This window comes from Janthinobacterium sp. FT14W, from assembly GCF_009208755.1.
GTDB classification, from domain to species: domain Bacteria; phylum Pseudomonadota; class Gammaproteobacteria; order Burkholderiales; family Burkholderiaceae_D; genus Janthinobacterium; species Janthinobacterium violaceinigrum.
Map to the genome: position 1 here is coordinate 48,008 of NZ_WFLL01000008.1, position 15,438 is coordinate 63,445.

At 62.6% G+C, this 15,438-nt stretch carries 9 protein-coding genes; 5 read left to right on the top strand and 4 right to left on the bottom strand.

Going from position 1 to position 15,438, the window contains the following annotated elements:
* Positions 1 to 23 precede the first annotated feature (23 nt).
* Positions 24 to 1,304 carry an EAL and HDOD domain-containing protein gene (locus GCN74_RS07980; protein WP_152256167.1) on the top strand — a complete coding sequence of 427 codons (1,281 nt, stop codon included), beginning with the start codon at positions 24 to 26 and terminating at the stop codon, positions 1,302 to 1,304.
* A gap of 101 nt (positions 1,305 to 1,405) precedes the next feature.
* Here GCN74_RS07980 and GCN74_RS07985 read toward each other — a convergent pair whose 3' ends face one another.
* On the bottom strand, positions 1,406 to 1,777 hold the full coding sequence (locus GCN74_RS07985) for an SPW repeat protein (RefSeq protein WP_152256168.1): 372 nt from the start codon (positions 1,775 to 1,777) through the stop codon (positions 1,406 to 1,408).
* 114 nt (positions 1,778 to 1,891) lie between these two features.
* On the bottom strand, positions 1,892 to 5,686 hold the full coding sequence (gene metH / locus GCN74_RS07990; RefSeq protein WP_152256169.1) for a methionine synthase: 3,795 nt from the start codon (positions 5,684 to 5,686) through the stop codon (positions 1,892 to 1,894).
* Between the two features lie 653 nt (positions 5,687 to 6,339).
* Between metH and GCN74_RS07995 the strand changes: the two genes are divergently transcribed.
* Positions 6,340 to 8,814 (top strand): hypothetical protein, encoded by a 2,475-nt coding sequence (locus tag GCN74_RS07995; protein ID WP_152256170.1) that lies wholly within the window; start codon positions 6,340 to 6,342, stop codon positions 8,812 to 8,814.
* A 77-nt stretch (positions 8,815 to 8,891) separates the two neighbouring features.
* Here GCN74_RS07995 and fmt read toward each other — a convergent pair whose 3' ends face one another.
* Together fmt and def are read right to left on the bottom strand one after the other, a co-directional pair.
* Complete coding sequence (fmt, locus tag GCN74_RS08000; protein WP_152256171.1) at positions 8,892 to 9,848, bottom strand: methionyl-tRNA formyltransferase; 957 nt, start codon at positions 9,846 to 9,848, stop codon at positions 8,892 to 8,894.
* A 107-nt stretch (positions 9,849 to 9,955) separates the two neighbouring features.
* Positions 9,956 to 10,498 carry a peptide deformylase gene (gene def, locus GCN74_RS08005; RefSeq protein ID WP_152256172.1) on the bottom strand — a complete coding sequence of 181 codons (543 nt, stop codon included), beginning with the start codon at positions 10,496 to 10,498 and terminating at the stop codon, positions 9,956 to 9,958.
* A 311-nt stretch (positions 10,499 to 10,809) separates the two neighbouring features.
* Between def and dprA the strand changes: the two genes are divergently transcribed.
* The 3 genes from dprA to GCN74_RS08020 all read left to right on the top strand — a co-directional run bounded on the left by dprA (position 10,810) and on the right by GCN74_RS08020 (position 15,438).
* Complete coding sequence (dprA, locus tag GCN74_RS08010) at positions 10,810 to 11,916, top strand: DNA-processing protein DprA (protein WP_152256173.1); 1,107 nt, start codon at positions 10,810 to 10,812, stop codon at positions 11,914 to 11,916.
* A 94-nt stretch (positions 11,917 to 12,010) separates the two neighbouring features.
* Complete coding sequence (locus tag GCN74_RS08015; protein ID WP_034749287.1) at positions 12,011 to 12,475, top strand: DUF494 family protein; 465 nt, start codon at positions 12,011 to 12,013, stop codon at positions 12,473 to 12,475.
* Between the two features lie 293 nt (positions 12,476 to 12,768).
* Positions 12,769 to 15,438 carry a DNA topoisomerase III gene (locus GCN74_RS08020; protein ID WP_152256174.1) on the top strand — a complete coding sequence of 890 codons (2,670 nt, stop codon included), beginning with the start codon at positions 12,769 to 12,771 and terminating at the stop codon, positions 15,436 to 15,438.

The following is a 15,438-nucleotide window of genomic DNA, read 5'->3' on the forward strand; positions in this document are numbered from 1 at the left end:
TCGACCTGATTGATGAAGAGTTAATGATCGATATTTCCAGCAACGACATCACCCCGAAACCCTTGCGCGTGCGCGAGTTCTATCTGGGGCGACAACCTATCCTTGACCGCAATCAAGCCCTGTTTGGCTATGAGTTGCTATTCCGCAACGCTCCGGTCGGTCCCGCCAACATTACCAGCGACCTGTCCGCCACGGCGTCCGTGATTGCCCACGCTTCCCAGCTGGGCATGGAAAAGGTCATCGGCGACGCGCTCGGTTTCGTCAACGTCGATGCCGACGTGATCATGAGCGACATCTTCGTTTTCCTGCCGCGTGAAAAAGTCGTGCTGGAAATCGTCGAATCGATGCCCGTCACGCCGGAAGTGCGCGCACGCATCAGCGAACTGGTGGGCCACGGCTTTACCTTCGCGCTGGAAAACGTGGTGTCCGACACGTCGCAAGTGCAGGAACTGTTGCCACTGGTGCAATATGTCAAGATGGACATGAGCACGGTCGACCCGAAAGTGCTGGCAGCGCTGGCGCCCCGTTTCAAGCAGGAAAACAAGAAACTGGTGGCGGAAAAGGTCGAGACGCGCGAAGAATTCAAGTCGGGCCTGGACCTGGGCTTCGATTACTTCCAGGGCTATTACTTTGCCAAGCCTGCCATCATGACGGGCAAGAAGCTGTCGCCGTCGCAACTGGCCGTCATGGAACTGATGACCCTGGTGACGTCGGACGCCGACAACATGGACATCGAACGCGCCATCAAGCGCGACGTGTCGCTGGCCCTGAACCTGCTGCGCCTGGTCAATACGCCGGCCGTGGGCGCGCGCCAGCGCATCGATTCGCTGAGCCAGGCCGTGACCGTGCTGGGCCGCCGCCAATTGCAGCGCTGGCTGCAAATCATGCTGTATGCGGAACCAAGCAAACGCGGCCATAGCATGACGCCGCTGCTGATGCTGGCCACCACGCGCGGACGTTTGCTGGAATTGCTCGCGCATAAATTGCGTCCGAACCACGCCCACTCGGCCGATATCGCGTTTACCGTCGGCATCATGTCCCTGATGGATACGCTGTTCGGCGTGCCGATGTCGGAAATCCTCGGCCAGATCGAAGTGATCGACGAAGTGGCCGAAGCGCTGCTGTCGCGCGAAGGCTTCTACGGCGACCTGCTGCGCCTGGCAGAATGCATCGAACGCATCGAAGACATGGAAGGCGAGATCGTGCCCACCTTGCGCGACCTGGCCATGTCGCCGGACGACCTGGTGGAGCTGGAAATGGCTGCCTATGAATGGAGCGACAACGTTGTCAGGTACGCGCTGTAGGTCGGATTAGGGCGGCAACGCCGCACGTAATCCGACAATATTGTTGGCGCACTCTTCAAAAGCCCTGCACGGCGCCGCCGTGGCAGGGCTTTTTTACGCCGCTATGCGGCGGCGCCGGGCCAGTGCTTGTGCAGCTCGGGGTCGGTGCGCAGTTCCCACAGGGCCAGAACGGCGACGGCGATGCCGACGATCAGCTCGTTCCACATGACGACGCGCTGTTCGGCCAGCCGCAGGATCCACGGCGAGGCGGCGACCCAGACGCCCACCAGCAGGTTGACGACGACGGCCCAGAAATACGTCTTGTACAGGTCGAAGGCGGCCAGGATGGCGATCACCAGGCCCGAGACAAAGGCATTGATCATCTGCGGCGAGCCTTCGGGATAGGAAAAGGCCCAGGGCGAGACGAGCAGCCACAGGCCCAGCAGCAGGATCACTTGATCTTGCCAGCGTTTCAGTTTGAAATTGGTTGCCATATATCCTCCTTAGCCAGTCAGGGAACGGGCCGGAGCGGGCATGCAGCATGCCGACCGGCATACAGCGTTAGTGCGCTGCGGCGCGCGATAAGTTCCGCGCGCCGTGTGTCTGGATCAGGACAGATTGGGCGACAGCCAGCGTTCCACGTCCTCGATGCTGACGCCGCGGCGCTTGGCCATGTCTTCCACCTGGTCCATGCCGATCTTGCCGACGACGAAGTATTTCGACTCCGGGTGGGCAAAATAGAAGCCGGACACGGCCGCGCCGGGGAACATGGCGTACGATTCCGTCAGCTGCATGCCGATTTCCTCCGCCTGCATGACGTCGAACATCTCTTTCTTGACGGTATGCTCAGGGCAGGCAGGGTAGCCGGGCGCGGGGCGGATACCCACATATTTTTCGCCGATCATGTCGTCGTTGCTCAAGTGCTCGTCCGGCACATAGCCCCACAAATCCTTGCGCACGCGCTCGTGCAGGTATTCGGCAAACGCCTCGGCCAGGCGGTCGGCCAGCGATTTGAGCATGATGGACGAGTAATCGTCGTGCGCATCCTCGAAGCGCTTCTCGTATTTCTCGATGCCCAGGCCCGAGGTGACGGCAAACATGCCGATGTAGTCCTTCACGCCCGATTCCTTCGGGGCAATGAAGTCAGCCAGGCACTGGTTCGGGCGCTGCACGCCGTCGACCACGGGCTTGACGCCTTGCTGGCGCATGCCGTAATACGTGAACGCCACGCTACTGCGCGTATCGTCCGTGTACACCTCGATATCGTCGTCATTGATGCTGTTGGCCGGCAGCAAGGACACGACGCCATTGGCCGTCAGCCAGCGCCCGTCGATGAGTTTTTTCAGCAAAGCCTGGCCTTCCGCGTACACCTTGGTGGCCGCGTCGCCCACCACTTCATCGGTGAGGATGGCGGGGAAGGGGCCGGCCAGGTCCCAGGTCTGGAAGAACGGGCCCCAGTCGATGTAGTTGGCCAGGGTGGCCAGGTCGACGTTTTTAAAGACGCGGCGGCCGATGAACTTCGGTTTCACGGGCGTGCACGGGCCGTCGAACGGCACGAGCATCTTGTTGGCGCGCGCCTGCGCCAGCGGCAAAATCGGCAGCGCCTTCTTGTTGGCGTGCTGCTCGCGGATGCGGGCGTAGTCGAGTTCGATGTCTTCCACATACTTGTCGCGCTGTTCCGGCGTCAGCAAGGATTGCGCCACGGACACGGAACGCGAGGCATCCGGCACGTAGATGACGGGGCCTTCGTAGTTGTGGGCGATTTTCACGGCCGTGTGGGCGCGGCTGGTGGTGGCGCCGCCGATCAGCAGGGGAATCTTGAGCATGCGGAAATGTTCGTCGCGCTGCATTTCCTTGGCGACATACGCCATTTCTTCCAGCGACGGCGTGATCAGGCCCGACAGGCCGATGATGTCCGCGTTTTCCACCTTGGCGCGGGCCAGGATTTCCGAGCACGGCACCATCACGCCCATGTTCACCACTTCGAAGTTATTGCACTGCAGAACGACGGTGACGATGTTCTTGCCGATGTCATGCACGTCGCCCTTGACGGTCGCCATGATGATCTTGCCCTTCGGCTTGGCGACGACGCCCGTGCGCTTTTCTTCCAGCAGTTTTTCTTCCTCGATAAACGGAATCAGATGGGCCACGGCCTGCTTCATCACGCGCGCCGACTTCACCACTTGCGGCAGGAACATCTTGCCCTGGCCAAACAGGTCGCCCACCACGTCCATGCCGGCCATCAGGGGGCCTTCGATCACGTGGATGGGGCGCCCGCCATTGTGCAGCAGTTCCTGGCGCGCTTCTTCCGTGTCTTCCACGATGAATTGCGTGATGCCGTGCACCAGCGCATGCGACAGGCGCTCCTGCACCGTGCCTTCGCGCCAGGCCAGGGTTTGCGCCTCGGCCTTGCCGCCCGCCTTCAGGGTGCCGGCAAACTCGATCATGCGCTCGGTCGAGTCTTCGCGGCGGTTCAGCACCACGTCTTCCACGCGCTCGCGCAATTCCGGGTCCAGGTTGTCGTACACGCCCACCATGCCCGCGTTGACGATGCCCATGGTCATGCCCGCCTTGATGGCGTGGTACAGGAAGACGGTATGGATGGCTTCGCGGGCGGGATCGTTGCCGCGGAAACTGAAGGACACGTTCGACACGCCGCCCGAGATCTTCGCGTACGGCAAGTTTTCCTTGATCCAGCGCGTGGCGTTGATGAAGTCGACGGCGTAGTTGTTGTGCTCTTCGATGCCGGTGGCCACGGCAAAGATGTTCGGATCGAAAATAATGTCTTCCGGCGGGAAGTCCAGCGCATCGATCAGCAAATGATAGGCGCGGGCGCAAATCTCGATCTTGCGCTCGAAGGTGTCCGCTTGCCCTTTTTCATCGAAGGCCATGACGATGACGGCCGCGCCATAGCGGCGGCACAGCTTGGCCTGGCGCAGGAATTCTTCCTCGCCTTCCTTCATGGAAATCGAGTTGACGATGGCCTTGCCCTGCACGCATTTCAGGCCCGCCTCGATGACCGACCATTTCGACGAGTCGACCATGATGGGCACGCGGGAAATGTCGGGTTCCGAGGCGATCAGGTTCAGGAAGCGCGTCATGGCCGCCAGCGAGTCGAGCATCGCCTCGTCCATGTTGATGTCGATCACCTGCGCACCGTTTTCCACTTGCTGGCGCGCCACGGACAAGGCTTCGTCGTATTGCTCGTTGAGAATCATGCGCGCAAACGCCTTCGAGCCCGTGACGTTGGTGCGCTCGCCCACGTTGACGAACAGCGACTCGTCGTTGACGACGAACGGTTCCAGGCCGGACAGGCGCAAGTCGCGCGACGGGGCCGGCACGGTGCGCGGGGTGTTTTGGGACAGCAATTTGCCGATGGCGGCGATGTGCTCGGGGGTGGTGCCGCAGCAGCCCCCCGCCATGTTCAGAAAGCCCGCGTCGGCGAATTCGCGCAGCAGGGCAGAGGTGTCGGCAGGCAACTCATCGAAGCCCGTGTCGCTCATGGGGTTGGGCAAGCCCGCGTTCGGGTAGATGCACACGAAGGTGTCGGCGATCTTGGCCAGCTCTTCCGCGTACGGGCGCATCAGGGCCGCGCCCAGCGCGCAGTTCAGGCCTATGGTCAGCGGTTTCGCGTGGCGCACGGAATTCCAGAAGGCGGGCACGGTCTGGCCCGACAGGATGCGGCCCGAGGCATCCGTGACGGTGCCCGAAATCATCAGCGGCAGGCGCACGACGTCCGGGTTTTGCTCATAGAACAGGTCGATGGCGAACAGGGCCGCCTTGCAGTTCAAGGTGTCGAAGATGGTTTCCACCAGCAGCACGTCGGCGCCGCCCTCCACCAGGCCCTGCGTCTGCTGCAGATAGGCGGCCACCAGCTGGTCGAAGGTGACGTTGCGCGCGGCCGGGTCGTTCACGTCGGGCGAGATCGACGCCGTCTTCGGCGTGGGGCCCAGGGCGCCCGCGACGAAGCGCGGCTTGTCCGGCGTGGAATATTTATCGCAGGCGGCGCGCGCCAGCCTGGCCGCCTGGACGTTCATTTCATAGGCCAGGTGGGCCATGTGATAGTCGTCCTGCGCGATCGTCGTGGCGCCGAAGGTATTCGTTTCGATCAGGTCGGCGCCCGCCGCCAGGTAGCGCTCGTGGATTTCCTGGATGATGTGCGGCTGCGTCAGGGTCAGCAGCTCGTTATTTCCCTTGACGAACAGTTCACGCGCGCCGCTGTCGGCCGGCGCGGCGAAATCGATGAAGCGGCCAGCGGGGCCGCCCCGGTACGCTTCTTCGTCGAGCTTGTATTGCTGGATGATCGTGCCCATCGCGCCGTCGAGGATCATGATCCGCTGCGCCAGAATGGCGCGCAAGGTGGCTTCGGTCGGGGACAGGGCAGGGATCACGGTAGCGTTCATTTCATGCTTTCAATAGGCAAACGGGCGGCGGCGCGGTGGCCAGGCGGTTGCGGGTCAGCTTGATCAGCGGACGGAGAGTGCCGGCCGGGTAGGGCGGGCAGACGGTGGCAATCGCCTGATTTCACTGGGCCTAAAATTATACGGCATCAGGCTGCTTTGGTTTTAAGCAAAAGCGGCTCCCAGGCCAGTCTGCCGTGTTTCGCGCAACACAAGGGCGTCACGGCCAGCCCGGCGGCGGCCGTTGCCCGGCCCCTCCCGTAAATTACATTCCTGAAAATCTTACTCAAAATGTTAATTCTTCCGATAAAGTTGGCAAGACGGCATGATGTCTGGGCTGTGGAAAAATTTCCACATTATTTATCTCTGCCGCAATTATTTTTCATGAATGGAATGGCAATAGCTGCAAAGGAAAATAATTTTGATTTACAGCAATACAGAATGAAACCGGTAATGCTAAAAATAAAGTTTGCTAAGGAGATACTTTAATTATTATCAAAACCAATTGAATCAAAAGCATTAATAGTTGTCTTCGGGAATCGAATTAACCGATAATATTGGTTCCTTGAAATTAAATTCTCACCAAAAGTCACCGATATGTCACATTTCTCTCGTGTCCTCCCCGGCATCGCGCTGCATCAACATGGTTGCCAGCCATGAAAAACCATCTGCTTGTTGCATTGTTTGTCGTGCTGGGCCTGTCCGCGTGCGGTGGTGGTGGCGGCGGTGGCGATACGGTGGTAGCGGGCACCTCCGGTGATACCGTCCGGACGCCGGCAGTCACGGCCGTCTCGGCGGCGAATGTCGCCGTTGGCGGCAGCCTGGTGCTTACGGGCACGAATCTGAGCCGCGTCACCGCCTTCCAGGTGGGCGGCGTGACGGTGGCCACCAGCGCCACCAGCGACAGCAGCGTTACCCTGGTCATGCCGGGCGTGCCCGTCAAGGGCGCCTTGAGCCTGGTCAGCGCCAGCGGCACGGCGGCCACCAGCTATAACGTGAATGTGTACCTGCCCTTGAGCGTCAGCAGCGTCGGGACCTTGACGGGCGGCGTCGGTTCCAGCGTCACGCTCGCGGGCGGCGGCATGGGCGCCGTGACGGCCGTGCAGTTTGGCAATGGCGCGGCGGCAACGCCGCAAAGCCAGACGGCCAGCAGCGTGACCGTGGTGGTGCCACTGGGTGCGGCAACGGGGCCGCTGACGGTGCGCGGTCCATATAACGATGTGATCAGCAGCGATACGTACACGGTCCTGGCCAGCGTGGCGGTGACGTCGATCACGTCGGCCGTCAACGGCGCAACCTTGTCGGTGACGGTGCAGGGCAGCAATCTCGACCAGGTCAGCTCGGCGTCGGTGGGCAGTACGCCGGCCACCATCGTCAGCGCCAGCGGCAGCCAGCTGCTGCTGTCGGCGCCAGCCTCGGCAACGGGCAACGTGATGCTGTCGGCCGCTGCGCGCGTCGCCGTCAATGCGGGCACGGTATCGGCCTTTACCCTGGGCAGTATTGATTTCGCGCAAGTACTGAACCTGAACGCCAGCGATACGGCCTTGCGCCTGACGCGCGGCAAGCCGGCCGCCGTGCGCGTGTCCGTGCTGGCCGCGCAGGCGGGCCAGGCCAGCCCGGCCGTCATCCTGAATGCGAGCGCCGCCAATGGCAGCAATCTGGGCAGCATCACCATGACGGGACCGGCACTCTTGCCGACGACGAAGAACAATGACAGTTTCAGCGGCAATTTCAGTGCCGTCCTGCCGTCCGGCTGGATCTTGCCCGGCGTGCGCGTGCGCGTGACGGCCGTGGGCAATGACGGCGTGCAAGTGAGCCAGGAAGCGGCGCCCACGGTGGCCAGCCTGGCCAAGATTCGCCTGGTGCTGGTACCGCTGAGCACCGATGATGGCGTGGCGCAACTGCCGGATGCCGAGCTGATCCGTGCTGCGCTGCTGCGCGTGTATCCGTATGCGACGGAAAATATCAGCATCACCACGCGCGCTGCGCTGAGCATGCCTGGCAGCAGCACGGCCGACAGCTGGTGGAGCGATACCCTGAGCAAGCTGGAAAGCAAGCGCGCGCTGGAAGACAGCGGCGCCTACTATTATGGTTTCGTGCCGAAAATGTCTTCCACGCGCGCCGCCGGCCTGGCCTACATCAACGGGCGCAGCAGCGGCAACGACTTCACGTCGGCCATCGGCCTGGACGCCAGGTTCAACAGCATTGCCTCCGTCGATCCCTTCGGCAATAGCTGGCCTGAATGGCTGACCACGCTCGTGCATGAGCTGGGCCACAACCATTCGCTGCAGCACGTTGCCTGCGGCGGTCCGGCTGGCGCAGCCACCGACTATCCGTATGCGAATGGCGACCTGGGCCCGCAACCGCTGTACAACAGCAGCTATGCGGGCAGCATCGGCCAGCTGAGCAAGGCAGTGTATGGCAGCACGCCGATGAAGGACGTGATGAGCTATTGCAGCGGCGCCTGGTTCTCCGACTACAGCTATGCGCGGGTGCAGCAATTCCTGGAAAAACGCAGCACGCAGCCTGCGGGCAGCAATGTGCTGGCGGCCAGCATGTCCGTGGCCGAGAACGGCTACCTGACCATTTCCGGCCGCATCACGCCGGGCGGCGTGGCCTTGCGCCCGGCCGTTGCCTCGTCGGCGCGCATCGGCACCGCGGCCAGCGGCAGCGGCCATGCGTACACCCTGCGGATACTGACGGCGTCCGGAGCGACTATCGACTTGCCCTTCGATGGCGTCTCCGTGGCCGACCATGGCGGCAACGCCATGAGCCACTTCCGCGTCAGCTTCGCCAACCCGGGCGAAATCAGCGATGTGCAAGTGTTGGCAAATGGCAAAGCTTTAGCCAAGCTGGAGCGCCCGGCGCGCCGCAGCAAGGCTGCCGCCAACGATGCCACGTTTGATGCGACGCAAAGCGGCGGCCAGCTGGCGCTGGTCTGGAATGCCGAGGCGGAACCGTATGCGGCCGTGCTGCACGTGGCTGCCGATGGCCGCAAGACGGTGGTCGCCAGCGACTTGACGGGGGGCAAAGCCAATGTCGACGTGAGCGCCGTGCCGGCCGGCGGGCGTTTCGAAGTCAGCCTGTCGTCGTCCGTGGGCGGACGCCTGATGAAGGTCCAGCGACGCTAAGCGCTGTGGCAGGATGTAAAAAAGGCTTGCCGCGGCAAGCCTTTTTTTATGGCCGTCGACAGGACGACGCCGTGCCATCACGTAAAGCGCTTACCTTCCAGCGTGAAACCCTTGATGAATTCGGCCGCAGGCAGGCGCTTGCCGCCCGGTTTTTGCAGTTCCGTCAGGCGCAGGGAGCCGTTGCCGCAAGCGACGACGATGCCGTGCTGGGCGTCGGCCGCCAGTACCTGGCCCGGCGCTTCCTTGCTGTCCGCCTCGAGCACGTCGGCGGCCCAGATCTTGATGGTGATGCCGTCGACCTGGCCGCAGGCGCCGGGAAACGGATTGAAGGCGCGGATCTTCAAGCCCAGTTCCAGCGCCGGCAGGCTGAAATCGAGCGCCGCCTCTTCCTTGGCGATTTTGGCTGCGTAGGTCACGCCCGCTTCCGGCTGGGGCACGGCTTCCAGCGGCTGCTGCTGCATCTTGCGCAGGGTCTCGACGATCATCTTGCCGCCCAGTTTGGCCAGCTTGTCGTGCAGACTGGCCGTGGAATCGCCCGCTTCGATGGGCGTGCGCTCGATGGCCAGCATGGGGCCCGTATCGAGGCCTTCTTCCATCTGCATGATGGTCACGCCCGTCTCATCGTCACCGGCTTCGATGGCGCGGTGGATGGGCGCGGCGCCGCGCCAGCGCGGCAGCAGGGAACCGTGGATATTGATGCAGGGTTTGATGTCGAGCGTGCTGCGCGGCAAGATCAAACCGTAGGCGGCCACGACCATCACGTCGTAGTCGGTGGCCAGCAGGCGCTCGTGGGCTGCCCTTGCCTCCGCGGCGCGCTGGGGATCCTTGCTGTCCATGCGCAAGGACAGCGGCTGCAGCACTTCGATGCCGTGCTGCTGCGCATATTGCTTGACGGCCGAGGCGTGCATCTGCATGCCCCGTCCGGCAGGGCGGTCGGGCTGGGTCAGCACCAGCGGAATCTCGAAGCCTGCTTCGTGCAGGTCTTTCAGGGCCGTGGCGGCAAATTCAGGCGTGCCTGCGAAGATCACTTTCATATGGTTCCTTGACGTGAGGTGCGCAGGCCCGCGCCGGAGGCGCCAGGCTGGCATGGTGTTGCGGTCAGTCTTTGCGGTCAGTCTATCAGCACAGCGGCAAAAGCGGATTAGAAGCGGCGATTCTGTGCGCGCAGGCTCGCTTCGCGTTCGAGACCACGGATTTCCTTGATCATCTTGGTCTTGATGCGGTTGCGCTTGAGCGGCGACAGGTATTCGACGAATACCTTGCCCAGCAAATGATCCATCTCATGCTGGATGCAGACGGCCAGCAAGCCATCGGCTTCCAGTTCGAACTGCTTGCCGTGGCGGTCCAGCGCGCGCACCTTGATGCGGGCCGGGCGCTCGACGCCATCGTAGACGCCGGGCACGGACAAACAGCCTTCGTCGTAGACCTGCTTTTCTTCGCTGGCCCAGGTGATTTCCGGGTTGATGAACACTTGCAGCTGGTTTTTCTCTTCGGTGATGTCGATCACCATCATCCGGATATGCTCGTCCACCTGCGACGCGGCCAGGCCGACGCCCGGGGCGTCGTACATGGTTTCGGCCATGTCGTCGATCAGGGTTTGCAGGCGCTCGTCAAATTCCGCGACGGGCTTGGCGACCGTGTGCAGGCGAGGATCGGGGTAACGCAGGATATTTAATATGGACATACGGATTCGACTGGTTAAGGTGGGCGCCGGTGCGCCGGATAATTCATGCCTGGGCCATGCGCGCGATGGCATGGCGGATTGTTATTGAGTGTGCGTACGCTACGGTTGGGTGCGCGTGGCGCAACGGCGCGGCAGATGCGTTTGCCCGTGCGTCGATTTGTCTGCTGCAAAGGGAAATTTTATCACAGACGCCCATGGCCCTGTGGATGCGCGGCCGTTTTGCCCCGCCATGGCACGCATCCTTGCGCGCGTCGGCATCGCGTGCGCGCCATGGCGCTAGCATGGGGGGAACAGTACACAGCGAGGTTGTCATGCATGCAATTGCAACGACGGCAGACACGGCCACGGAGCTGGCGGGCTGGCTGCGCCTGCAGCATGTGCCCGGCGTAGGGCCCGTGACGGCGCGCGCCTTGCTGGCCCGCTTCGGCTTGCCGCCGCACATCTTCTCCGCCCCGTTCGACGCCCTGCGCGAGGTGGTGCCGGCCAGCGTGGCGCGCCTGATCGCGCAACCGCCCAGGCCCGTCGCCAACAGCCAGCTGGAACTCACCCTGCAGTGGCTGCAGCGGCCAGGCAATGCCGTGCTGACCCTGGCCGATGCCGGCTATCCGCCCCTGCTGCTGGAAATTGCCGATCCGCCGCTCTTGTTATATGTGCGGGGGCGGGCCGAACTGCTGTCGCGGCCCGGCGTGGCCATCGTCGGCAGCCGCAATGCCAGCGCGCAAGGCATGCAGAATGCGGCCGCGTTCGCGCAAGCCCTCAGCGGGGCAGGCGTGACCATCATTTCCGGGCTGGCGCTGGGCATCGACACGCACGCGCACGAGGGCGGCTTGCGCGGTGCGGGCGGCACCGTGGCCGTGATCGGCACGGGTGCCGACTTGGTGTATCCACGACGCAATCTTGATCTGGCGCAAAGAATTGCCGAACAAGGCTGCATCGTCAGCGAGTACGCGCTGGGCTTGCCCGCCATGCCCGCTAACTTTCCGCGCCGCAACCGCCTGATCAGCGGCCTGGCGCGCGGCGTGCTGGTGATCGAGGCGGCCGCGCAGTCGGGCTCGCTGATCACGGCGCGCCTGGCGGGCGAGCAGGGCCGCGACGTGTACGCCTTGCCCGGCTCCATCCATGCCACCCTGGCCAAGGGGTGCCATGCGCTCATCAAGCAGGGCGCCAAGCTGGTCGAGTCGGCCGACGACGTGCTGCAGGAATTGTCCTGGCTGGGCATGCCGGCGGCGCGGCCCGACGACGCGGCGCCCGTGGACACGCCGCTGCTGGCCGTGCTGGGCCACGATCCCCACGATGCCGATACCCTGGCCGCGCGCAGCGGCCTGGCCATGGGCGCGCTGATGGGCGAATTGCTGGCGCTGGAGCTGGCGGGCCGGGTGGAACGCTTGCCGGGAGGATTGTTTCAACGCTGCAAATGACAGCTTGTCACTTGTGTGGCGGCCTTGCCGCACGGGCCCGCTTTGTCGGCGCACACCCTTGTGCCGCAGCGAACTTAGCTGATAGAGTAGAGCCATGTTCGATATCCTGGTGTACCTCTACGAGACTTACTATCGCCCCGATGCCTGCCCCGAGCCGGCAGTGCTGGCGCGCAAACTGTCGGCCGTCGGTTTCGACGACGTGGAGATTTCCGAAGCCCTCGTGTGGCTGACGGACTTGAACGCCATGGCCGGCGTCGAACAGACCCTGACGGCCAGTTCCACGGGCACGCGCTTCTACGTGCAGCAGGAAAGCGACGTGCTGGGCACCGCCGCCATCGGTTTCATCCAGTTCCTGGAAAGCGCCAAGGTGCTGTCGCCGCTGCAGCGCGAAATCGTCATCGAGCGGGCGCTGGCCCTCGACGAGGCGCCCGTTTCGCTGGGCAAGCTGAAAGTCATCGTGCTGATGCTGCTGTGGAGCCAGGGCAAGGAACCGGATGCCCTGATGTTCGACGACCTGTTTGTCGACGACGAAGACCTCCCGCCGCGCTTATTGCACTAATATATAGGTGTCGCTGGCGGCCGCTGCCGCTGCCTGCCCGACCCTGGCGCCGCCGCCTAGCCATCCCCTTTACCATGTGCTGCACCGGCGCGCCCGCCCGGCCATTGTGTTTGCGCCTGCGCATTCTTGCTTGCAGATAACTTGCCGAATTCTTCAATAGGCGCTTATCATTGGCCGCTTGACAAGACCACAAGTCACAAGGCCTTGCGCAGACAAAAGCGTCGGCGCCTGGCAATGCACTGTATGATGCGCATGCTGAAACTATCCTAGAGCATTTTTCGAGACTAAAAAATATGACAAAAACCCTCATCATCGCCGAGAAGCCTTCTGTCGCGAACGATATCGCGAAGACGCTTGGCGGCTTTACCAAGCACGATGAGTACTTTGAATCGGATGAATACGTCCTGTCGTCGGCGGTCGGCCACTTGCTGGAGATCGCCGTGCCGGAAGAATTCGACGTGAAGCGCGGCAAATGGAGTTTCGCGCACTTGCCGATGATTCCACCGTATTTCGCGCTGAACCCGATCGCCAAGACGGAAGCGCGCCTCAAAGTATTAAACAAGCTGATCAAACGTAAAGACGTTACCACCCTCATCAACGCATGCGATGCGGGGCGCGAAGGCGAGCTGATTTTCCGCCTGATCGCGCAAAACGCCAAGGCCAAGCAGCCGGTCAAGCGCCTGTGGCTGCAGTCGATGACGCCGGGCGCCATCCGCGACGGTTTCTCGCACCTGCGCAGCGACGAAGAAATGCTGCCGCTGGCCGATGCGGCCCGCTGCCGTTCGGAAGCCGATTGGTTGATCGGTATCAATGGCACGCGCGCCATGACGGCGTTTAATTCGAAGGAAGGCGGCTTCTATCTGACCACCGTGGGCCGCGTGCAGACGCCGACCCTGTCCATCGTGGTCGAACGCGAAGACAAGATCAAGAAATTCGTGCCGCGCGACTTCTGGGAAGTGCGCGCCGAATTCGTCTGCGCGGCCGGCATCTATGAAGGCCGCTGGCTGGACACGAAGTTCAAGAAGGACGAGAACGATCCCGAGAAGCGCGCCGAGCGCCTGTGGAGCAAGACGGCTGCCGACTCGATCGCCACCGCCTGCCGCGGCCGCCAAGGCATCGTCACGGAAGAGTCGAAGCCGACCACCTCGATGGCGCCGGGCCTGTTCGACCTGACCAGCCTGCAGCGCGAAGCGAACTCGCGTTTCGGCTTCTCGGCCAAGAACACGCTGGGCCTGGCCCAGGCGCTGTATGAAAAGCACAAGGTCTTGACGTATCCGCGTACCGATTCGCGCCACCTGCCGGAAGACTACATGCCGACCGTGCTGCAGGCGCTGGAAACGGTCAAGGCAAACAGCAACTACCACCAGTTCGCCAAGCAGATCATCGACAAGGGCTGGGTCAAGCCGAACAAGCGCATCTTCGACAACACGAAGATCTCGGATCACTTCGCCATCATCCCGACGACGATTGCGCCGAAAAACCTGTCCGAGCCGGAACAGAAGCTGTACGACCTGGTCACGCGCCGCTTCATGGCCGTGTTCTTCCCGCCTGCGGAATTCCAGGTCACCACGCGCTACACGGAAGTGTCCGGCCATCAGTTCAAGACTGAAGGCAAGGTCATGACCAATCCGGGCTGGCTGGCCATCTACGGTAAGGAAGCATCGACGGACGCGGACAAGGAAAGCAATGGCAACGGCAACCTGGTGCCCGTGGCCAAGGGCGAGAAAGTGCAGACGGAAAGCGTCAGCGCCAACGGCCTGGTGACGAAGCCGCCCGCGCGCTTCACGGAGGCGACCTTGCTGTCGGCCATGGAAGGCGCCGGCAAGCTGATCGACGACGACGAGCTGCGCGATGCGATGGCCGGCAAGGGCCTGGGCACGCCGGCCACGCGCGCCGCCACCATCGAGGGCTTGCTGACGGAGCGTTACCTGATCCGCGAAGGCCGCGAACTGATACCGACGGCCAAGGCATCGCAGCTGATGACCTTGCTCAAAGGCCTGGGCGTCAATGAATTGACGGCGCCGGAGCTGACGGGCGAGTGGGAATACAAGCTGTCGCAGATGGAAAAAGGCAAGATTTCGCGCGAAGAATTCATGCGTGAAATCGCGCAGATGACGCAAATCATCGTCAAGCGGGCCAAGGAATACGACAACGACACGATTCCCGGTGATTACGCGACCCTGGAAACGCCATGCCCGAATTGCGGCGGCGTGGTGAAGGAAAACTATCGCCGTTTCGCCTGTACCAAGTGCGAATTCTCGATGAGCAAGACGCCGGGTTCGCGCCAGTTCGAAATCGCGGAAGTGGAGCAATTGCTGAAGGACCGCACCATCGGCCCGCTGCAAGGCTTCCGCTCGAAGATGGGCCGCCCGTTCGCCGCCATCCTGCGCATCGTGCGCGATGAAGAGATCAAGAACTTCAAGCTGGAATTCGATTTCGGCCAGAACGACGAGAGCGAAGATGGTGAAGGCGTCGATTTCACGGGCCAGACGCCCGTGGGACCTTGCCCCAAGTGCAATGCCGGCGTGTATGAAATGGGCCTGGCCTATGTGTGCGAACACAGCGTAGCCAAGCCGAAGACGTGCGATTTCCGCAGCGGCCGCATCATCTTGCAGCAGGAAATCTTGCCGGAACAAATGGCAAAACTGCTCAACGATGGCAAGACGGATTTGCTGCCGGGCTTTGTTTCCCAGCGTACCCGCCGTCCGTTCAAGGCCTTCCTCGTGCGCGGCAAGGATGGCAAGGTGAGCTTCGAGTTTGAAGAGCGCAAGGCCAAGCCGGGCGCCAAGACGAAGGCGGCAGCGGTCGAGGCGGAAGGCGAGGAAGGCGCGGCGCCAGCGAAGAAGACGGCCGTCAAGAAAGCGGCAGCCGTCAAGAAAGCGCCGGCCAAGAAGGCCACGGCCGTGAAAAAACCGGCGGCCAAAAAGGCGCCGGCGAAGAAGGCGGCAGCAGCGGCGGAGTAA